General features: G+C 67.5%; 13 protein-coding genes and 3 tRNA genes. 7 read left to right on the forward strand and 9 right to left on the reverse strand.

The features are described 5' to 3' along the window. Window positions 1-113: 113 nt before the first annotated feature. The 3 genes from ATI37_RS02915 to ATI37_RS02925 all read right to left on the reverse strand — a co-directional run bounded on the left by ATI37_RS02915 (window position 114) and on the right by ATI37_RS02925 (window position 375). A tRNA-Arg gene (locus ATI37_RS02915) sits at window positions 114-189 on the reverse strand. A 32-nt stretch (window positions 190-221) separates the two neighbouring features. Next, a tRNA-Gly gene (locus tag ATI37_RS02920) sits at window positions 222-297 on the reverse strand. Between the two features lies 1 nt (window position 298). Further along, a tRNA-Pro gene (locus tag ATI37_RS02925) sits at window positions 299-375 on the reverse strand. 70 nt (window positions 376-445) lie between these two features. On the opposite strand from ATI37_RS02925, the gene tatA reads away from it, so the two are divergent. Further along, complete coding sequence (gene tatA, locus ATI37_RS02930; RefSeq protein WP_117237031.1) at window positions 446-616, forward strand: twin-arginine translocase TatA/TatE family subunit; 171 nt, start codon at window positions 446-448, stop codon at window positions 614-616. A gap of 491 nt (window positions 617-1,107) precedes the next feature. Here tatA and ATI37_RS02935 read toward each other — a convergent pair whose 3' ends face one another. Genes ATI37_RS02935 through hslV form a run of 3 tightly spaced genes read right to left on the reverse strand, consistent with a single transcriptional unit; the run spans window position 1,108 to window position 3,973 of the window. Then, window positions 1,108-2,172, reverse strand: a complete 1,065-nt coding sequence (locus ATI37_RS02935) for a tetratricopeptide repeat protein (RefSeq protein WP_117237032.1) — start codon at window positions 2,170-2,172, stop codon at window positions 1,108-1,110. 11 nt (window positions 2,173-2,183) lie between these two features. Then, window positions 2,184-3,434, reverse strand: coding sequence for an ATP-dependent protease ATPase subunit HslU (hslU, locus tag ATI37_RS02940; protein ID WP_117237033.1), 1,251 nt, complete (start codon window positions 3,432-3,434; stop codon window positions 2,184-2,186). Then, window positions 3,431-3,973, reverse strand: coding sequence for an ATP-dependent protease subunit HslV (gene hslV / locus ATI37_RS02945; RefSeq protein ID WP_269801867.1), 543 nt, complete (start codon window positions 3,971-3,973; stop codon window positions 3,431-3,433). The genes hslU and hslV overlap by 4 nt, the downstream gene beginning before the upstream one ends. Before the next feature lie 151 nt (window positions 3,974-4,124). Here hslV and ATI37_RS02950 point away from each other — a divergent pair, with 151 nt between their 5' ends. The 4 genes from ATI37_RS02950 (at window position 4,125) to bshA (ending at window position 8,382) form a co-directional block, all read left to right on the forward strand. Next, window positions 4,125-5,516, forward strand: coding sequence for a sigma 54-interacting transcriptional regulator (locus ATI37_RS02950; protein WP_117237034.1), 1,392 nt, complete (start codon window positions 4,125-4,127; stop codon window positions 5,514-5,516). Then, entirely contained in the window at window positions 5,506-6,735 is a 1,230-nt protein-coding gene (locus ATI37_RS02955) for a vWA domain-containing protein (RefSeq protein WP_117237035.1), read from the forward strand. Before ATI37_RS02950 ends, ATI37_RS02955 begins: the two co-directional genes overlap by 11 nt. Before the next feature lie 46 nt (window positions 6,736-6,781). Beyond that, on the forward strand, window positions 6,782-7,027 hold the full coding sequence (locus tag ATI37_RS02960) for a hypothetical protein (RefSeq protein ID WP_117237036.1): 246 nt from the start codon (window positions 6,782-6,784) through the stop codon (window positions 7,025-7,027). Window positions 7,028-7,287: 260 nt separating this feature from the next. Next, window positions 7,288-8,382, forward strand: a complete 1,095-nt coding sequence (bshA, locus tag ATI37_RS02965) for an N-acetyl-alpha-D-glucosaminyl L-malate synthase BshA (protein ID WP_117237037.1) — start codon at window positions 7,288-7,290, stop codon at window positions 8,380-8,382. A gap of 101 nt (window positions 8,383-8,483) precedes the next feature. Here bshA and lon read toward each other — a convergent pair whose 3' ends face one another. Together lon and ATI37_RS02975 are read right to left on the reverse strand one after the other, a co-directional pair. Further along, window positions 8,484-10,907 carry an endopeptidase La gene (gene lon, locus ATI37_RS02970; protein ID WP_117237038.1) on the reverse strand — a complete coding sequence of 808 codons (2,424 nt, stop codon included), beginning with the start codon at window positions 10,905-10,907 and terminating at the stop codon, window positions 8,484-8,486. Between the two features lie 147 nt (window positions 10,908-11,054). Then, the gene (locus ATI37_RS02975; protein WP_117237039.1) at window positions 11,055-11,987 is read right to left on the reverse strand and encodes an L-lactate dehydrogenase; all 933 of its coding nucleotides are present in this window, start codon (window positions 11,985-11,987) and stop codon (window positions 11,055-11,057) included. A gap of 24 nt (window positions 11,988-12,011) precedes the next feature. Here ATI37_RS02975 and ATI37_RS02980 point away from each other — a divergent pair, with 24 nt between their 5' ends. Both ATI37_RS02980 and ATI37_RS02985 read left to right on the forward strand, forming a co-directional pair. Then, window positions 12,012-12,941, forward strand: coding sequence for an alpha/beta hydrolase (locus tag ATI37_RS02980; protein WP_408646677.1), 930 nt, complete (start codon window positions 12,012-12,014; stop codon window positions 12,939-12,941). After that, window positions 12,934-13,464, forward strand: a complete 531-nt coding sequence (locus tag ATI37_RS02985; protein WP_117237041.1) for a class I SAM-dependent methyltransferase — start codon at window positions 12,934-12,936, stop codon at window positions 13,462-13,464. The genes ATI37_RS02980 and ATI37_RS02985 overlap by 8 nt, the downstream gene beginning before the upstream one ends. Here the strand turns inward: ATI37_RS02985 and ATI37_RS02990 are convergent. Next, window positions 13,453-15,438: a (Fe-S)-binding protein gene (locus ATI37_RS02990; protein WP_117237042.1), complete on the reverse strand. Its 1,986-nt coding sequence runs from the start codon at window positions 15,436-15,438 to the stop codon at window positions 13,453-13,455. The genes ATI37_RS02985 and ATI37_RS02990 overlap by 12 nt on opposite strands. Window positions 15,439-15,455 lie beyond the last annotated feature (17 nt).

Below are 15,455 nucleotides of genomic sequence, written 5' to 3' on the forward strand. Positions count from 1 at the left end.
ACGACCCCTGGCCTACAAGGGCCGGGGGTCAGGCTTTCCTATGGGGGTCAAACATGGGGGTCAAGGGGCTTTCTCCCCTCACTACCGGGGAGCGAAGTTTTGCCTCCCCATCGTGGCGGGCCCGGAGGGATTTGAACCCCCGTCCTACCGCTTAGAAGGCGGCTGCTCTGTCCCCTGAGCTACGGGCCCAAGCGAAGGGCCGGAGAGGGGCCCCGGCCAAGTGGAGCGGGAGACGGGACTCGAACCCGCGACCCTCGGCTTGGAAGGCCGATGCTCTACCAACTGAGCTACTCCCGCGTGGTCGGGGCGGCCCGATTTGAACGGGCGACCCCCTGCTCCCAAAGCAGGTGCGCTACCGGCCTGCGCTACGCCCCGGGGCCGTGGCCACCCTCAGGCCACGATAGCACCTCACCAAAAGGGGGTCAAGGCATGCTACCATGAACCCATGCGCTTAGGACTACCAGAGATCCTCCTCATCCTCCTGGTCATCCTCCTCCTCTTTGGCGCCAGAAAACTACCCGAGCTAGCCCGCGGCATCGGCCAGTCGGCCCGGGAGTTCAGGAAGGGCCTCCAGGAGGGGGAGGAAAAAAAGGAAAAGGAGGAGCCCAAGGCTTAGGCACCCCGGGCAGAACTCCCCCAGCGGCGTATGCGATAACCCCCGGGGGGCACACAGGCGGCCATAGGCAAGCCACCGTCTTGGACGCCCCGGGTCTGGAGATAATGCTGGGCCCGAAGCCTCTCCAATGGGCGTATGGGAAGGTCGGGGTCTAGGGAAACCCGGGGAAGGGGGTTGCGCCTGGGCCCCATAGCGGAGCCCGGCGGCGCAACCGCTACCCCGCACCCCAAGGCCCCCCTCCAGGGACCCCATCGAGCCCCTCCAAGACCCCCCTCAGGAAGAGATAGCCTGGGCCAGGTAGGCCTCCCCACCAGGGGCATAGCTCAAGGTGACCCAGGGGCACCGTTCACCGACGAAACCGGACTGCCTCCTCTGGAAGGGGGGAAGGCCTAGAGTAAAGCGCCCCCCCCTGGCGCCGTTACATGAACCTATTCATCTCTGCTCAAGCGCCAACCCTAGGGAAAGCATCTGGGGCATACCCGATGGGCCCCCTAGAGGCGCCTCAGGACCTCCTCCGCCTCCTTGTAGCCAGGCTTCAGCTTGAGGGCCTCTTGGCACTGGTAGCGGGCCCCCTCCTTGTCCCCCAGCCTCTCGTTGGCCAGGCAGAGGAGGTAGCGGTACTCTGCCCTCCTAGGCTCGAGGCGCACCGCCACCGTCAGGCGGTTCTTAGCCCTGGCGGGCTCTTGCAGGGCCAGGTAGGCCTGCCCCAAGTAGTAGTAGGCAGCGGGGAAGCGCAGGGGAGCCAGGGCCACGGCGTTCTCCAGGGCCACCCCCGCTTCCCTGGGGCGCCCTAGGGCCAAGTAGGCCTGCCCGAGGGTGTACCAGCCCTCTGCGTCCAGGGGCCTGAGCCTATGCCCTTCCTCCAGGACCCGGGCAGCCTCCTCGGACCTACCCTTAAGGAGGAGAGCCGAGGCGTAGCGTACCCGCAGATCGGCGTTCCTTGGGGCAAGGCCCACCGCCCTGGCGTACTGATCCAAGGCCTCGTCCAGCCTTCCCGAAGCCAGGTAGACCTCGGCCAAGGCGGAGCGCACCTCGGGGGTGTCCTGGAGGGCCAGGGCCCGCTTTAAGGCCTCCTCGGCCCTGTCCATCTGGCCCAGCAGAGCATGGACCAAGCCCCTCTGGGCGAAGAGGGGCGCGTAGCGGGGATTGATCCTCTCCGCATCCCGCAAGACGGAAAGGGCCTGCTCCAGATGAACCCTCCCCTTCTCCCGGTCCTCCGAGGCCCGGAAGAAAGCCACGTAAGCCTCGGAGAGGACCATATATCCCCCGATATAGCGTGGATTTCGGGCCACCAAGCCCCTGGCGTTTTCCAGGGCAGGGTTCAGAAGGCCCATCTTGAGCTGGGCCCGGGCTAACCAGTAGAGGGCGTCGGGGTCCTGAGGGTTCTCCCTCACCGCCCTTTCAAAGAGGGAGAGGGCCGCCTCGTACCGCCCCAGGGTGTAGAGCTGTACCCCTATCCTCAAGGGGTCCTGCTGCACCTGCGCTGCGGGAGGCGGGGAGGTCTGGGCCAGGACAGGCACGGTCAGCAAACCCAAGGTCAAGAGCAACCAGCGCATACCTTATCCTCCTATAGGACAAACCTCGTCAAGTCTGGCGAAGCGAGAACCGCTTCGAGCCGCTTCTCCACGTAGGCCCGGGTGATCTCCACCCGGCCCAGGTCAGTTTGGAAGCTGACCTCTTCCAGAACCCTCTCTAGCACCGTAGAAAGTCTCCTGGCCCCGATGTCCTCCAGCTCCTGGTTGGCCCGGTGGGCCGCTTGGGCGATGGCCCAAAGGGCCTCCTCCTCAAAGAAAAGCTCCGTGCCGTCCGCCTTCAGGAGCTCCGTGTACTGGCGGATGAGGGAGTTCTCCGGCTCCTTCAGGATGCGGTAAAACTCCTCGGGGCCCAAGGGGGAGAGCTCCACCCGGATGGGAAACCGCCCCTGGAGCTCGGGGATCAGGTCTGAGGGCTTGGCCACGTGGAAGGCCCCGGCAGCGATGAAAAGGACGTGCTCCGTGGAGATCGGGCCGATGCGGGTGGAAACCACCGTACCCTCCACGATGGGAAGCAGGTCCCGCTGCACCCCCTCCCCGGAGACGTCGGGCCCCACGGCCCCCTCCCGGCGGGCGATCTTGTCTATTTCGTCAATGAACACGATGCCCTCCTCCTGAGCCCGCCGCCTGGACTCCTCCTTGAGCTCCTCCTTGTCTATGAGGCGCTCCGCGTGCTGGTTCTTGAGAGTTTCCCGCGCCTCCTTCACGGTCATACGCCTGCGCACTGGCCGCTTGGGAAGGAGGCCTTTTAGCATGTCCCCCATACCGCCAAAGGCCTCGCCCCCTAGGACCCCCATGAAGGGTAGGCCCACCTCCTCCTCCACCTGCACCTCCACGGAGAGGTTGTCCAGGCGGCCGGAGCGCACCTCGGCCACCGAGGTGCGGAGGAGGGTGGCCAGCTCCTCCTCGGCGTAGGCCAGGGCCTTCTCCTCCACCCTCTTTTTCATCTCCTCCATGACCAGTTGCTGGCTGGCCTCGGCCAGGTCCCGCACGATGGCGTCCACGTCCCGGCCCACATAGCCCACCTCGGTGAACTTGGTGGCCTCCACCTTCACGAAGGGAGCCCCGGCCAGGCGGGCCAGGCGCCGGGCGATCTCCGTCTTCCCCACCCCCGTAGGCCCGATCATAAGGATGTTCTTGGGGGTCACCTCTCGGGCCACCTCGGGGGGAAGCTTCTTGCGGCGGTAGCGGTTGCGAAGGGCCACGGCCACCGCCTTCTTGGCGGCCTCCTGGCCCACGATGTGCTTGGAAAGCTCCCGGACGATCTCGGCGGGCGTCAGGTTCATGCTTCCCCCAGGGTGAGGACGGTGACCTGGCCAGAGGTGTAGAGGTCCACCTCAGCAGCGATCCTAAGGGCCTCCTCGACGATCTCCCGTGCACCTAGGGCCGAGTGGCGGTAAAGGGCCTTGGCCGCAGCCAGGGCGTAGGGGCCACCGCTCCCCACGGCCAAGAGGGGTTCCTCGGGGGCGATGACCTCCCCGGTTCCCGAGAGGAGGACCAGGTTCTCCCGGTCGGCAGCCACGATCATGGCCTGGAGGTGGCGCAGGACCCGGTCGGTACGCCAGAGCTTAGCCGTCTCCACCGCGCCCCTAAGGAGGCTCCCCCTGGCCTCTTGCAGCTTCTCCTCAAAGCGCTCCAAAAGGGCCAGGGCATCGGCCACACCCCCGGCGAAACCCACCAGGACCCCCTCCCCCACCTCTAGGCGGCGCACCTTCACCGCGGCTCGCTTGAGGACCGTCTGGCCCAAGGTGATCTGCCCGTCCCCTGCCAAGGCGGTGACCCCGTCCTTGCGCACGGCCAGAATGGTGGTGCCGTGAAACTCCACGCCGCCAAGATACCACCTTGGAATGAGAGGGGCGTTAGGCATCCTCGGGAGGACCCTGGGGATGGCAGGGGCCTCGCCAAGCCAGCCCCAGGCCGGGGCTTAGCTACCCAGGGCACACACCCTACCCCACTTCTCCCCTAGACTGGTAAAGGTGAAGGCCAAGACCCTAGGCGAGCTTAAAAGAACCTACCCCTTGGAAAAACTGAAGCGCTCCGTAAAGGGTGAAGCCAGGGCAAACCTTCTGGAGAAGCTTGGCCGAAAGGAGCCCCTTTTCCCCGGCATCCACGGCTACGAGGACACGGTGATCCCCGCCCTAGTCCAGGCCATTATGGCCAAGCAGAACTTCATCCTCTTGGGCACGCGGGGGCAGGCCAAAAGCCGCATCCTCCGTAGCCTCACCGCCCTCCTGGACGAGGCCATCCCCGCCCTGGCCACGGAGCTCAGGGATAACCCCCTAAACCCTATCTCTCCGGAAGGGAAGAGGCTTCTCCTGGAGGCTGGGGATGAGGCCCCCATCGTCTGGGTAGAGCGGGAGGAGCGGTACGTGGAGAAGCTAGCCACCCCCGACACCACCGTGGCCGACCTCCTAGGGGACATGGACCCCATCAAGGCTGCCCGCAAGGGGATGGGGATGGCGGACTTGGAGAGCATCCACTACGGCCTTCTGCCCCGGGCCAACCGGGGAATCTTCGCCGTCAACGAGCTCGCCGACCTAGCCCCAAAGGTCCAGGTGGCCCTCTTCAACATCCTCGAGGAGGGGGACATCCAGATCCGAGGCTACCCCCTCCGCCTTCCCTTGGACGTCTGGCTGGTCTTCACCGCCAACCCCCAGGACTACACCGCCCGGGGCCGGATCGTCACCCCCCTCAAGGACCGCATCGGCAGCGAGATCCGTACCCACTACCCCCGCTCCCTGGAGGAGGGGGCCAGGATCAGCGCCCAGGAGGCCTTCCTGCCCCAGGGGGTGGAGGTGCCGGAGTGGGTCCGGCTCTCCGTGGAGGCCGTGGCCTTCGCCGCCCGGGAGGACCGGCGGGTGGACCAGACGGCAGGGGTCAGCCAGCGCCTGGCCATAAGCCTCCTGGAGGTGGTGGCGGCGAGCGCCGAGAAGAGGGCCCTCCTCCTGGGCGGGAGGCCCGTGGCCCGGCCCCTGGACCTCTACGGAGGGCTTCCCGCCATCACCGGGAAGCTGGAGCTGGAGTACGAGGGGGAGCTCCAGGGAGCGGAGCGGGTGGCCAAGGACCTGGTGCAGCGGGCCTTCGGCATGGTCCTCCCCCGCTACCGTCTGAAGACCGAGCCCATCGTGGCCCACTTTGAGGCGGGGAACCTCCTCACCCTGCCCGAGGACCCCAAGGAAGCCCTCTCGGCCATGGCCGAGGTGCCGGGGCTTCTGGAGGCGGCCCGAGCCTTGGCGGGGGCGGAAGCCCCGGAGGTCCTCCTCTCCGCGGGGGAGTTCGTCCTCGAGGGCCTGGTGGGCCGGAGGAAGCTCTCCCGGGGGGAGACGAGCTACCAGGCGGCGGAAAAGGCGAGGGGGTATGGGAACTAAGGGCGTCCGCTACAGCCGCTACGAGGGAGGCCTGGAGGACCTCTCCCCCGAGGAGATCCTCTCCCTCCTGGAGGACTTCCTCCTGGACTCGGGGTTTAGCGACCCCTTTCAGCGCTATGATCCCGACCCGAACCGCGCCCCTACCCTGGAGGATCTCTACGATGCCCTCCTCCAGGCCCTCCTCAAGAACGAGCTGGTCCCCGAGGACTGGCTGAGGGAGGCCCGCTTCGCCGACCGCAAGGAGGAAACGAGGCTGTACCAGGCCATCCAGGGGATGATGCGGAAGCTGGAGGAGGCGGGCTACCTCCGCGTTCCTGGCCAAGACCCCACGGAGCCCGCCCAGAAGGGGTATAGGGGGGAGGCCCAAGAGGTGCGCCTGGAACTTACGGAAAAGGCCTCGGACTTCCTCGGCCTAAAGAGCCTGCGGGAGCTTCTAGGGGCCCTGGGCCGCAACCCCCCAGGCCTCCACCCCACCCCTCACCACGCCCCCGGGGTGGAGAAGACCGGGGAGGTCAAGCCCTGGGAATGGGGGGAACCCTTGGAGCTGAACGTCCCCGAAACCTTGAAAAAGGCAGCGGCCAAGGGCCTGGAGAACCTGGACCAGGGGGATTTGGTCATCGACCTCGCCGAGTACACCGCCAGCATGAGCACTGCGGTCCTGCTGGACTGCTCCCACTCCATGATCCTCTATGGGGAGGACCGCTTCACCCCCGCCAAGCGGGTGGCCCTGGCCCTGGCCCACCTCATCCGCACCCAGTTCCCCGGGGACCGGGTGCGCTTCATCCTCTTCCACGACAAGGCGGAGGAGATCCCCCTCTCCAAGCTCCCCCTGGCCCAGGTGGGCCCCTACCACACCAACACCAAGGCGGGGCTGGAGTTGGCCCGCAGCCTCCTCAGGAAGATGGGGGGGGAGATGAAGCAGATCATCCTCATCACCGACGGCAAACCCTCGGCCCTCACCCTCAAAAGCGGGGAGGTCTACAAGAACGCCTGGGGCCTAGACCCCTTGATCCTGGCCGAGACCCTCAAGGAGGCCACCCTGGCCCGCAGGGAGGGCATCCCCATCCACACCTTCATGCTGGCGCGGGAGCCCGAGCTTCTGGCCTTCGTGAAAAAGCTCGCCCAGATCACCCGGGGCAAGGCCTATCTCACCCACCCCGGGAACATCGGCCGTTACCTCCTCCTGGACTTCCTCAACAAGAAGGTGCGGAGGAACTGATGCCACCCTATCCTGGCGCCAGGATAGGAGTCCGGAAAGGAGGGTGATGGTCCCCGTCGCCTACCGCCTCGCCCTCCTCCTGGAACGCTTGCGGACGCCCTACCGCCTCCCCAAGCCCCCGCCCGCATGGGTACGCGAATACCAGGAGGTACGCACCCCCCTCCGCCTGGACCTCCCCTACTACCCTGCCCAGGGACGGGGGGGCTTGACCCTCATCCCCTGGGATTCCTACATGGAAGAGGTGGAAGCCATCCTAACCACCCCGGGAAGGGCAGGCCCTCGAGGGGATTGAGGGGCTCCCTTCCGCCGTACACCCCCTTCGCACGGGAGCACTGGACCCCCTTTCAGACACCTCGGCGGGGCTCTAGGGTAAACTCAGGGCATGATTTTCCAAAGGCTGGAGGCAAAAAAGCCCTCCCCACCGGGCAAGGGGAGGCACCTGCCCCAAAGACCCCCGGAGGTTTCCGCCGCCGGCCTTGGTCCCGAAGACCGCCCCTCGGGCACCACCCCCCGGTCGGGGCAGCCCCGTTTCCCAGAAGGGGTGGTCCGGCGGTGAGGGCCTTGCGCCTAGGCTTGGTGGCCTACCCAGGGCTCGGAGGTAGCGGCATCGTGGCCACCGAGCTGGCCGACCGGCTGGCCCGGCTGGGCCATCGGGTCTACCTCTTCGCCACGGAGCGCCCCTTCCGGCTACCCCAGGAGAGCGCTGCGGTCCACGTGCCCGTGGACCTGCCCTTCTACCCCGTCTTCCCCGGGCCCCTCTACACCCTGTCGCTGGCGGGCACCCTGGAGCGGGAGGTCAAGCGCCTGGGGCTGGACCTGGTCCATACCCACTACGCCATCCCCCACGCCGCCGCCGCCTACCTAGCCTTTGGGGAAGGCTTTCCCCAGGTCCATACCCTCCACGGCACCGATGTCTCCCTCCTAGGGCTAGACCCCGCCTTCCACGGGCCCACCAAAAGGGCCCTCCAGGCCGCCAGGGCCACCACGGCCGTGAGCCGGGCGCTGGCCAAGGAGGCGGAGAAGGCCTTCGGGGTGCGCCCCCGGGTCATCCACAACGCCGTGGACCCCGGGCGCTTCCGCCCCCGCCCGGAGCGCAAACGGTTGTACGCAGACGAAGGGGAGTGGCTCCTCCTCCACGCCTCCAACTTCCGCCCCATCAAGCGGGTGCCGGACCTCGTGCGCGCCTTCGCAAAGGTACGAAGGAAGGTAAAGGCCCGCCTCCTCCTCCTGGGAAAAGGCCCCGAGGAGGCCGAGGCCCGAAGGGTGGCTGAGGAGCTGGGGGTAACCCCTTGGGTCACCTTCCACCCCCCCACCCCTTACCCCGAGGAGGTGCTGGGGGCAGGGGATCTCTTTCTCCTGGCCTCGGAGGAGGAGGCCTTCGGCCAGGCAGCCCTCGAGGCCTTGGCCTCCGGGGTGCCCGTGGTGGCCACCGCCGTGGGCGGGGTGCCCGAGCTGGTCACCCCGGAGGTGGGAAGGCTGGTGGAACTGGGGGATCTGGAGGGCTTCGCCGAGGCGGTCCTCTCCCTCTTGGCAAGCCCCCAACTCCCGCAAATGCGCCGCAGGGCCCGGGCCCACGCCGTGGAAGGCTTCCACCCCGAGAGGATCACCCGGCAGTACCTGGAAGTGTACGAAAAGGCCCTGGGGTAACCCCAGGCCCCTCGCTGGGGTCCTTAGGATGGGGCCCCTAGCGGTCCCCTAAACGCAGCCTCTCTCGTGCGGGGGAGGTTGAAGGATTCCGGAAAAGGGTATCAGGCATGGGCCACCAGCTCCTTCTTGCCCCCAGCCCGCTTCTTGGGCCTGGGCTCCTGGGCGCGGGCCTCGAGGGCCTTCACCCCCCCCACCAGGGCCAGGTCCAGGACCCCGTCCAGGTGCTCCACGAAGTGGAAGGTCATGTTCTGCCTTAGGGGCCTGGGGATGTCCGCAAGGTCAGGCTCATTGGGCCTGGGCAGCATGACCTCCCGGATCCCGGCGCGCCTCGCCCCCAGGACCTTCTCCTTGACCCCGCCGATGGGCAAAACCCTCCCCGTGAGGGTGATCTCCCCGGTCATGGCGATGTCGTGGCGCACGGGAATCTCGGTAAGGGCCGAGACCAAGGCGCTCACCAGGGCCACCCCGGCGGAAGGGCCCTCCTTGGGGATAGCCCCCGCGGGCACATGGATGTGGATGTCGCTCTTCTCAAAGCGCTCCAGGGGGATGCCGAAGCGCCCGGCGTTCCTCTTGGCGTAGGAAAGGGCCGCCCGGGCGGACTCCTTCATCACGTCCCCCAGTTGCCCGGTGAGGATCAGGTTGCCCTTGCCGGGCATCACGGAGACCTCCACGAACATGATGTCCCCGCCCACGGGGGTGTAGTACACCCCCGTGGCCACGCCCACCTGGGGCTCCCGGGCCTCGGTCTCGGGGAGGAAGCGGGGCGGACCCAGGTAGCGCTCCAGGTCCTTCTCCGTAATGCGCACCCGCCCCTTGCCCGCCTCGAGGATCTGCCGGGCCGCCTTCCTGAGGAGGGACCCGATCTCCCGCTCCAGCTGCCTGACCCCCGCCTCGCGGGTGTAGTGGGTGATGAGGCGCATGAGGGCCGCCTCCGTCACCACGACTTGGCCCTCCACAAGGCCCGCCTCCCGCATCTGCCTGGGGAGGAGGTAGCGCTTAGCGATCTCCAGCTTCTCCTGCTCGATGTAGCTGGTGAACTCAATGGCCTCCATGCGGTCCATGAGGGGGCCGGGGATGTTCTGGGGGAAGTTGGCGGTGCAGACGAACATCACCTCAGAAAGGTCAAAGGGCACCCCCAGGTAGTGGTCCACGAACTCCTTGTTCTGGGCGGGGTCCAAGACCTCCAAAAGGGCCGCCGCCGGGTCCCCCTGGTAGGAGATGCCCAGCTTGTCCACCTCGTCCAGGAGGAAGACGGGGTTCTTGGTGCCCGCTTGCCTCAGGCCCTGGATGATGCGCCCCGGCATGGCCCCGATGTAGGTGCGGCGGTGCCCCCTGATGTCGGACTCGTCCCGCACGCCCCCCAAGGAGATGCGCACGTACCTACGGCCCAAGGCCTCGGCGATGCTCTTGGCGATAGAGGTCTTCCCCACCCCAGGCGGACCCACGAAGAGGAGGATAGGGCCCTTGTGGACCTCCTCCTGGGGGATCTCGCCCCGCTTGGCCCTCTCCGCCTTCAGCCTGCGCACCGCCAAAAACTCTAGGACCCGGTCCTTCACCTTATCCAGGCCGTAGTGGTCCCTCTCCAGGATCTCCTTGGCCCTCCCGAGGTCCAGGCTGTCCTCGGTGCGGGCGTTCCACGGCAGGTGGACGATCCAGTCCAGGTAGGTGCGGACCACGCTGGCCTCGGCGGAGTCGGGGTGCATGCGGGCGAAGCGGTTGAGCTCCCGCTCTACCTCTTGGCGCACCACGGGAGGAAGCTTTAGGGCCTCCACCTTCCTGCGGAACTCCTCCACCTCCTCGGCCCCCTCCTCGCCGTGGAGCTCCCGCTGGATGGCCTTCATCTGCTCCCGGAGGAAGTACTCCCTTTGGTTCCTGTCAATCTCCTCCTTGACCTGCTGTTGGATGCGCCTTTGCGTCTCAATGAGCTCAAGCTCCGCCTCCAGAAGGACCAGGGCCCGCTTCAGGCGCTCGGCCACATCGGCGGTCTCCAGGATGCGCTGCTTGTCCTCCAGACGGAAGTCCATGTGGAAGGCGGTGTAGTCGGCAAGCTGGCCGGGGTCCTCCAGGTTGAGGACGAACTGGGCCACCTCCGGGGGCAGGTACTTCCCCTCTTTGAGGAGGCCCTGGAAGCGGTCCTTCACCTCCCGCACCAGGGCCTTCACCGTGACGGGATCCCCGGACTCGTCAGCGAGCACCTCCCCCTTGGCCTCGAGATGGTCCCCCAGGTCCAGCCACTCCCGTACCCTGACTCGGGCAAAGGCCTGCACCAGGACCTGGACCGACCCATCCGGGTTCTTGCGCATCTTGAGGATATTGCAAGCAGTGCCCACCTCGTAGAGGTCCGAGGGCCTCGGGTTCTCCACCTCCTTGTCCCTCTGGCTCACGATGAGGAGGACCCGCTCGCGGGCCAAGGCCTCGTCGATGGCCCGGATGGAGATGGGCCGGCCCGCATCGATGGGCATGACCATGGTGGGGTAGATGACCGACCCTCTCACGGGGCATACGGGCAAGGTCTTCGGCAGCACGGTTTCCCTCCTTTCCTTGGCAAGCGTCCTCTACGTTCCTCCCTCGCCTAAGCCTACCTGTATCAAGTTTACTGCGAAACCCTTTCGCATGTAAAGGGGAAGGCCCACGGAGGGATTCCCCGCCCCCTTCCCCCACCGGGATGGACCCTAGAAGCCCAAGGCCGAGGCGGCCTCCCTCAGGATCCCCGCGCTCTGGGCGAGGGCCCGGCGCTCCTCTGGGTCCAGGCCGGGGTAAACGGTGGCTTCCACCCCCCCAGCTCCCAGGACGCGGGGCAAGGAGAGGGCCACCTCCTCCACCCCCTCCACCTCCTGGGTAAAGACGCTCACCGTGTAAACCCCTTTCTCATCGTTTAGGATGGCACGGGTGAGGCGGGCTAGGCCCGCCCCGATGCCGTAGTAGGTGGCCCCTTTCCCCTCAATGATGCGGTAGGCCGCCCGACGTACCCCCTCGTCTATCCGCAGCCGGTCCTCCGGGGTGAGGGGGCACCCCCGGGCCTGGGCGAAGGCCCCGAGGGCCACCCCCCCCACCTGGGCGCCCGACCACAGGAGGACCTCGGAGTCCCCGTGCTCCCCCACCACGTAGGCGTGGACGGACTGGGGGGCTACCTGGAGGTGCTCGGCCAGGAGGGCCCGGAAGCGGGCGGTGTCCAGGATGGTCCCCGAGCCCACCACCCGGCCCGGGGGAAGGCCGGAGAGGCGGTAGGCCACCTGGGTCATCACGTCCACGGGGTTGGTGGCGATGAGGAGGACCGCCTCGGGGGCCGCCTCCAGGACCTTGGGGACCACGCCGGCGAAGACCTGGGCGTTGCGGTCCAAAAGCTGGAGCCTCGTCTCCCCGGGGCGCTGGGCCACCCCGGCGGCCAGGATGACCACCCTGGCCCCCTCCAGGTCCTCGTACCATCCGGCCCGCACCCAGACCGGGTGGGCGAAGGGCGTGGCGTGCAGGAGGTCCTCGGCGTGGGCCTGGGCCAGATTCCGGTCCAGGTCCACAAGGACCACCTCCCGGGCCACCCCCTGGAGGACCAGGGCGTAGGCGGTGGCGCTGCCCACAAAGCCGCTTCCCACAATGCCCACCTTCATGGGTAAAGTATACCCGTGCTGGAGATGGGCCAAAGGCGCGTCACCTTCCACCCGCCCCCCGGGGCCAAGGCCCTCGTGGGGGACTTCACCGACTGGGAAAGGAACCCCATTCCCCTGGAAGGCCCCATCACCCTGGAGTTCCCGGAAGGGGCCTACGTGGAGTACGCCTACCTGGATGAGGCGGGGAGGCCCTTCCCCGACCCCGAGAACCCGGAAAGGGCCGACAACCCCTGGTGGACCTACCCCAGGGCCCTAAGGCTTCCCGGCTTCCGCTACGAGGCTCCCCCGGAAGCCCAAAAGGAGCCCAGGGTGGGGCGGCACCGCCTGGGGGAGAGGCGCTACTACGTGGCGGAAACGGGGGAGGCCCCTAGGGCCACGGTGGTGGCCCAGGACGGGGTGGCCTTCTACCGCACCGCGGGCCTGCACAAGGTGGCCCAGGCCCTCCTGGAAGGGGGGGAGATTCCCCCGGTGCGCCTGGTCTTCGTGGAGCCCACGGACCGGAACGCCGAGTACCGCTTCAGCGAGGCCTACGAGGCGGAGTTCCACCGGGTCTTAGAGGCGGTGGAGCGGGCCTACGGCCCCCTGGGGGAGGTGGTCCTGGTGGGGGCCTCCCTGGGGGGGCTTTTCTCCCTGTGGCAGGCCCTGAGGCACCCGGAGCGCTTTCCCAAGGTCCTGGCCCTCTCCCCCGCCCTCAAGGCCCACCCTGGGGGCCTGGACGCCTACCGGGACCAGGAGTGGCTCCTCCTGCGCTACGCCGAGGCGGAAAGGCACCCCAGGATCTACCTGGAGGTGGGGCTTTTGGAGTGGCTCCTGGGCCCAAACCGCCGCTTCGCCGCCCTTCTTGCCGACAGGAAGGCCCCCCACGCCTACCGGGAAAGGCCCTCGGGGCACAACTGGGTCACCTGGAAGCAGGCCCTGGCCCCGGGGCTTCGCTACCTCCTAGGCGATGCCTAAGGATTGGGAAGCCTTTTACCAGGAGAGGGGGGAGGACCGGGCCCCCGCCTTCGTGGTGCGGGCCTACGGGCCCTTCCTGCCAGAGGGGCCAGTCCTGGACCTGGCGGGGGGGCTGGGGCGGAACGCCCGCTACTTCCTACGAAGGGGGCATCCCGTGGTCCTGGTGGAGAGGAGCCGAGAGGCCCTTAGGAGGCTTTCCGGAACCCCGGGGCTAAGCCTTTTGGAGATGGACCTCGAGGCCTTCCCCCTAAGCCTCCCCCAAGGCCCCTTCGCCGGAATCCTCATGAGCTACTACGTGAACCGCCCCCTTCTTTCCCTCCTCCCGCCCCTTCTCCTCCCCGGGGGGCTCCTCCTGGTGGAGGGCTTCAGCCGCAAGGAGGCCAGGAGGCGGGGCAGGCCCGATAGCCCCTTCTACTGGGAGCCCCTGGAGCTCCTCACCCCTCCCCCCGGCCTGGCCCTAAGGGCCTACGGGGAAGGGTGGATGGAGGGGTACTGGGTCTTTGCCGTCTACCTACGCCCTTAGGCCCCGGGCCAGAAGCTCGGCGATGTCCAGCACCTCGGGGGCCTCCCCATCCTGGGCCACCTCCACGTTCAGCATGGCCATGCAGAAGGGGCAGCCCGTGGCGATAACCTCCGCCCCCGTGCCCTTGAGCTCCAGGTAGCGGTTTTGTGAGACCCGCATGGCCCCAGGCTCCTCCTCCTTCCAGAACTGGGCCCCCCCAGCCCCGCAGCAGAAGCTCCGTTCCCGGTTCCTCCCGGGCTCGGTGAGGGCTAAGCCCACTCCCTTAAGCACCTCCCGGGGGGCGTCGTAGACCCCGTTGTGGCGGCCCAGGTAGCAGGGGTCGTGGAAGACGACCTTCCGGGTCTCCTCGCTCACCTTGAGCCGCCCTTGGCGCAGGAGCTCGGCCAGGAACTCCGAGTGGTGGACCACCCGGTAGTGGCCGCCAAAGGCCGGGTACTCGTTCTTCAGGGTGTGGAAGCAGTGGGGGCAGGTGGTGACGATGGTCTTGGGGGCTACCCGGTTCAGGGTCTCCACGTTCTCCGCAGCTAGCTGGGAGAAGAGGTACTCGTTGCCCGCCCGCCGGGCGGTGTCCCCGGTGCACCGCTCCTCCGTGCCCAAGACCGCCCAGTCCACCCCGGCGGCATGGAGGATCTCCGCCATGCTCCGGGCGATCCTCTGGGCCCGGGGGTCGTGGCTGGCGGCGCACCCCACCCAGTAGAGGACCTCGGGGTGGGGCTTCTCCGAAACCCTGGGCACGGAAAGCCCCTCGGCCCAGTCCAGGCGCTTCCCCTGGCCGATGCCCCAGGGGTTGCCCGCCCGCTCCATCCCCCGGAAGGCGTTGTTGAGCTGGGCCGGGAAGGCCCCCTCCATGAGGACCTTGGCCCGGCGCACGTCCAGGATGTGGAGCATGGGCTCGTTGCCCACGGGGCAGACCTCCACGCAGGCCAGGCAGGTGGTGCAGGCCCAGAGGGCCTCCTCGTTCAAGGCGAAGTCCATGAGGGGCCTCGGGCTCTCCTTCCCCGAGGCGAACTCGGGGAGGATCCCGTTCAGCTCGTAGCGCTCGGAGATGAGGATGGCGGCGGGGCTTAGGGCCTTGCCCGTGGCGTAGGCGGGGCAGGCCTCCTGGCAACGGTTGCACATGATGCAAGCGTAGGCATCCAGAAGCCTTTTCCAGGAGAGGTCCTCAAGCCTTTCCGCCCCGAACTTCTCTTCCTCCTTTTCAAAGTCCAGGGGAGTTAAGGCCCCGGGCCTCTCCTTGCCGAAGGCCAGGTTGACGGGGGCCAGGAAGAGGTGGATGTGCTTGGAGCGGGGGAAGTAGGGCAGGAAGAGGAGGATGGAGCCCAGGGCCCCCCACCAGAAAAAGTGCTCAAAAAAGGTGAGCGCCTGGGGGGAAAGGCCGGCAAGGAGGCCCGCCACGGCGCTGGCCACGGGCTGGAAGGGGTCTTGGCCCTCCTTGGCCAGCCCAAAGGCCTTGGAGAGGAGGCGGCTGCCCACGTGGAAGGCGATGAAGGCCCCCACGATGGCGGAGTCCCGGGGGATGCCCTGGCGCACCTTTTCGTGCAGGGGGACCTGGGGGTTCCAGGTAAAGTCCCTGGGGGCCACCAGGTAGCGCCTTAGCATGAGGCCCAGGATGCCCACCAGGATGAGGGCGGTGAGGAGATCGGCGAGGAGGTTATAAGGGTTCCAAAGGCCTCCCCGGGTGTGGAGGCCAAAGAGGCCCTCGAGGAGGTCCACCAGGTTCACCAAGAGGTAGTAGACGAAGCCGTAGAAGACAAAGGCGTGGAGTACGGCGACGAGGGGCCGCTCCCTGAAGACGGTCCCCTGGGTGAGGGTGAGCCAGAGAGCCCGCCCGATGCGCTGGGGCAGGTGGTCAAACCGCCCCTCGGGGCGGCCCCGCCTTATGGCGAGGTAGACCCGGCGGAAGCCGGTGTAGGCGTGGTAGAGGCTTACCGCCATGAGGAGGAGGAAGAGGATTTTCTCCGGTAGGGTCAGCATGGGCGCCACCTCCTTAT

Origin of the sequence: Thermus sediminis (assembly GCF_003426945.1) — a bacterium.
Taxonomy (GTDB): Bacteria; Deinococcota; Deinococci; order Deinococcales; family Thermaceae; genus Thermus; species Thermus sediminis.

Coding starts and splice junctions, on each gene's coding strand:
- tatA (WP_117237031.1), top strand. CDS start 446: ATGCGCTTAGGACTACCAGAGATCCTCCTCATCCTCCTGGTCATCCTC.
- ATI37_RS02935 (WP_117237032.1), bottom strand. CDS start 2,172: ATGCGCTGGTTGCTCTTGACCTTGGGTTTGCTGACCGTGCCTGTCCTG.
- hslU (WP_117237033.1), bottom strand. CDS start 3,434: ATGAACCTGACGCCCGCCGAGATCGTCCGGGAGCTTTCCAAGCACATC.
- ATI37_RS02955 (WP_117237035.1), top strand. CDS start 5,506: ATGGGAACTAAGGGCGTCCGCTACAGCCGCTACGAGGGAGGCCTGGAG.
- ATI37_RS02960 (WP_117237036.1), top strand. CDS start 6,782: ATGGTCCCCGTCGCCTACCGCCTCGCCCTCCTCCTGGAACGCTTGCGG.
- ATI37_RS02975 (WP_117237039.1), bottom strand. CDS start 11,987: ATGAAGGTGGGCATTGTGGGAAGCGGCTTTGTGGGCAGCGCCACCGCC.
- ATI37_RS02980 (WP_408646677.1), top strand. CDS start 12,012: ATGGGCCAAAGGCGCGTCACCTTCCACCCGCCCCCCGGGGCCAAGGCC.
- ATI37_RS02985 (WP_117237041.1), top strand. CDS start 12,934: ATGCCTAAGGATTGGGAAGCCTTTTACCAGGAGAGGGGGGAGGACCGG.
- ATI37_RS02990 (WP_117237042.1), bottom strand. CDS start 15,438: ATGCTGACCCTACCGGAGAAAATCCTCTTCCTCCTCCTCATGGCGGTA.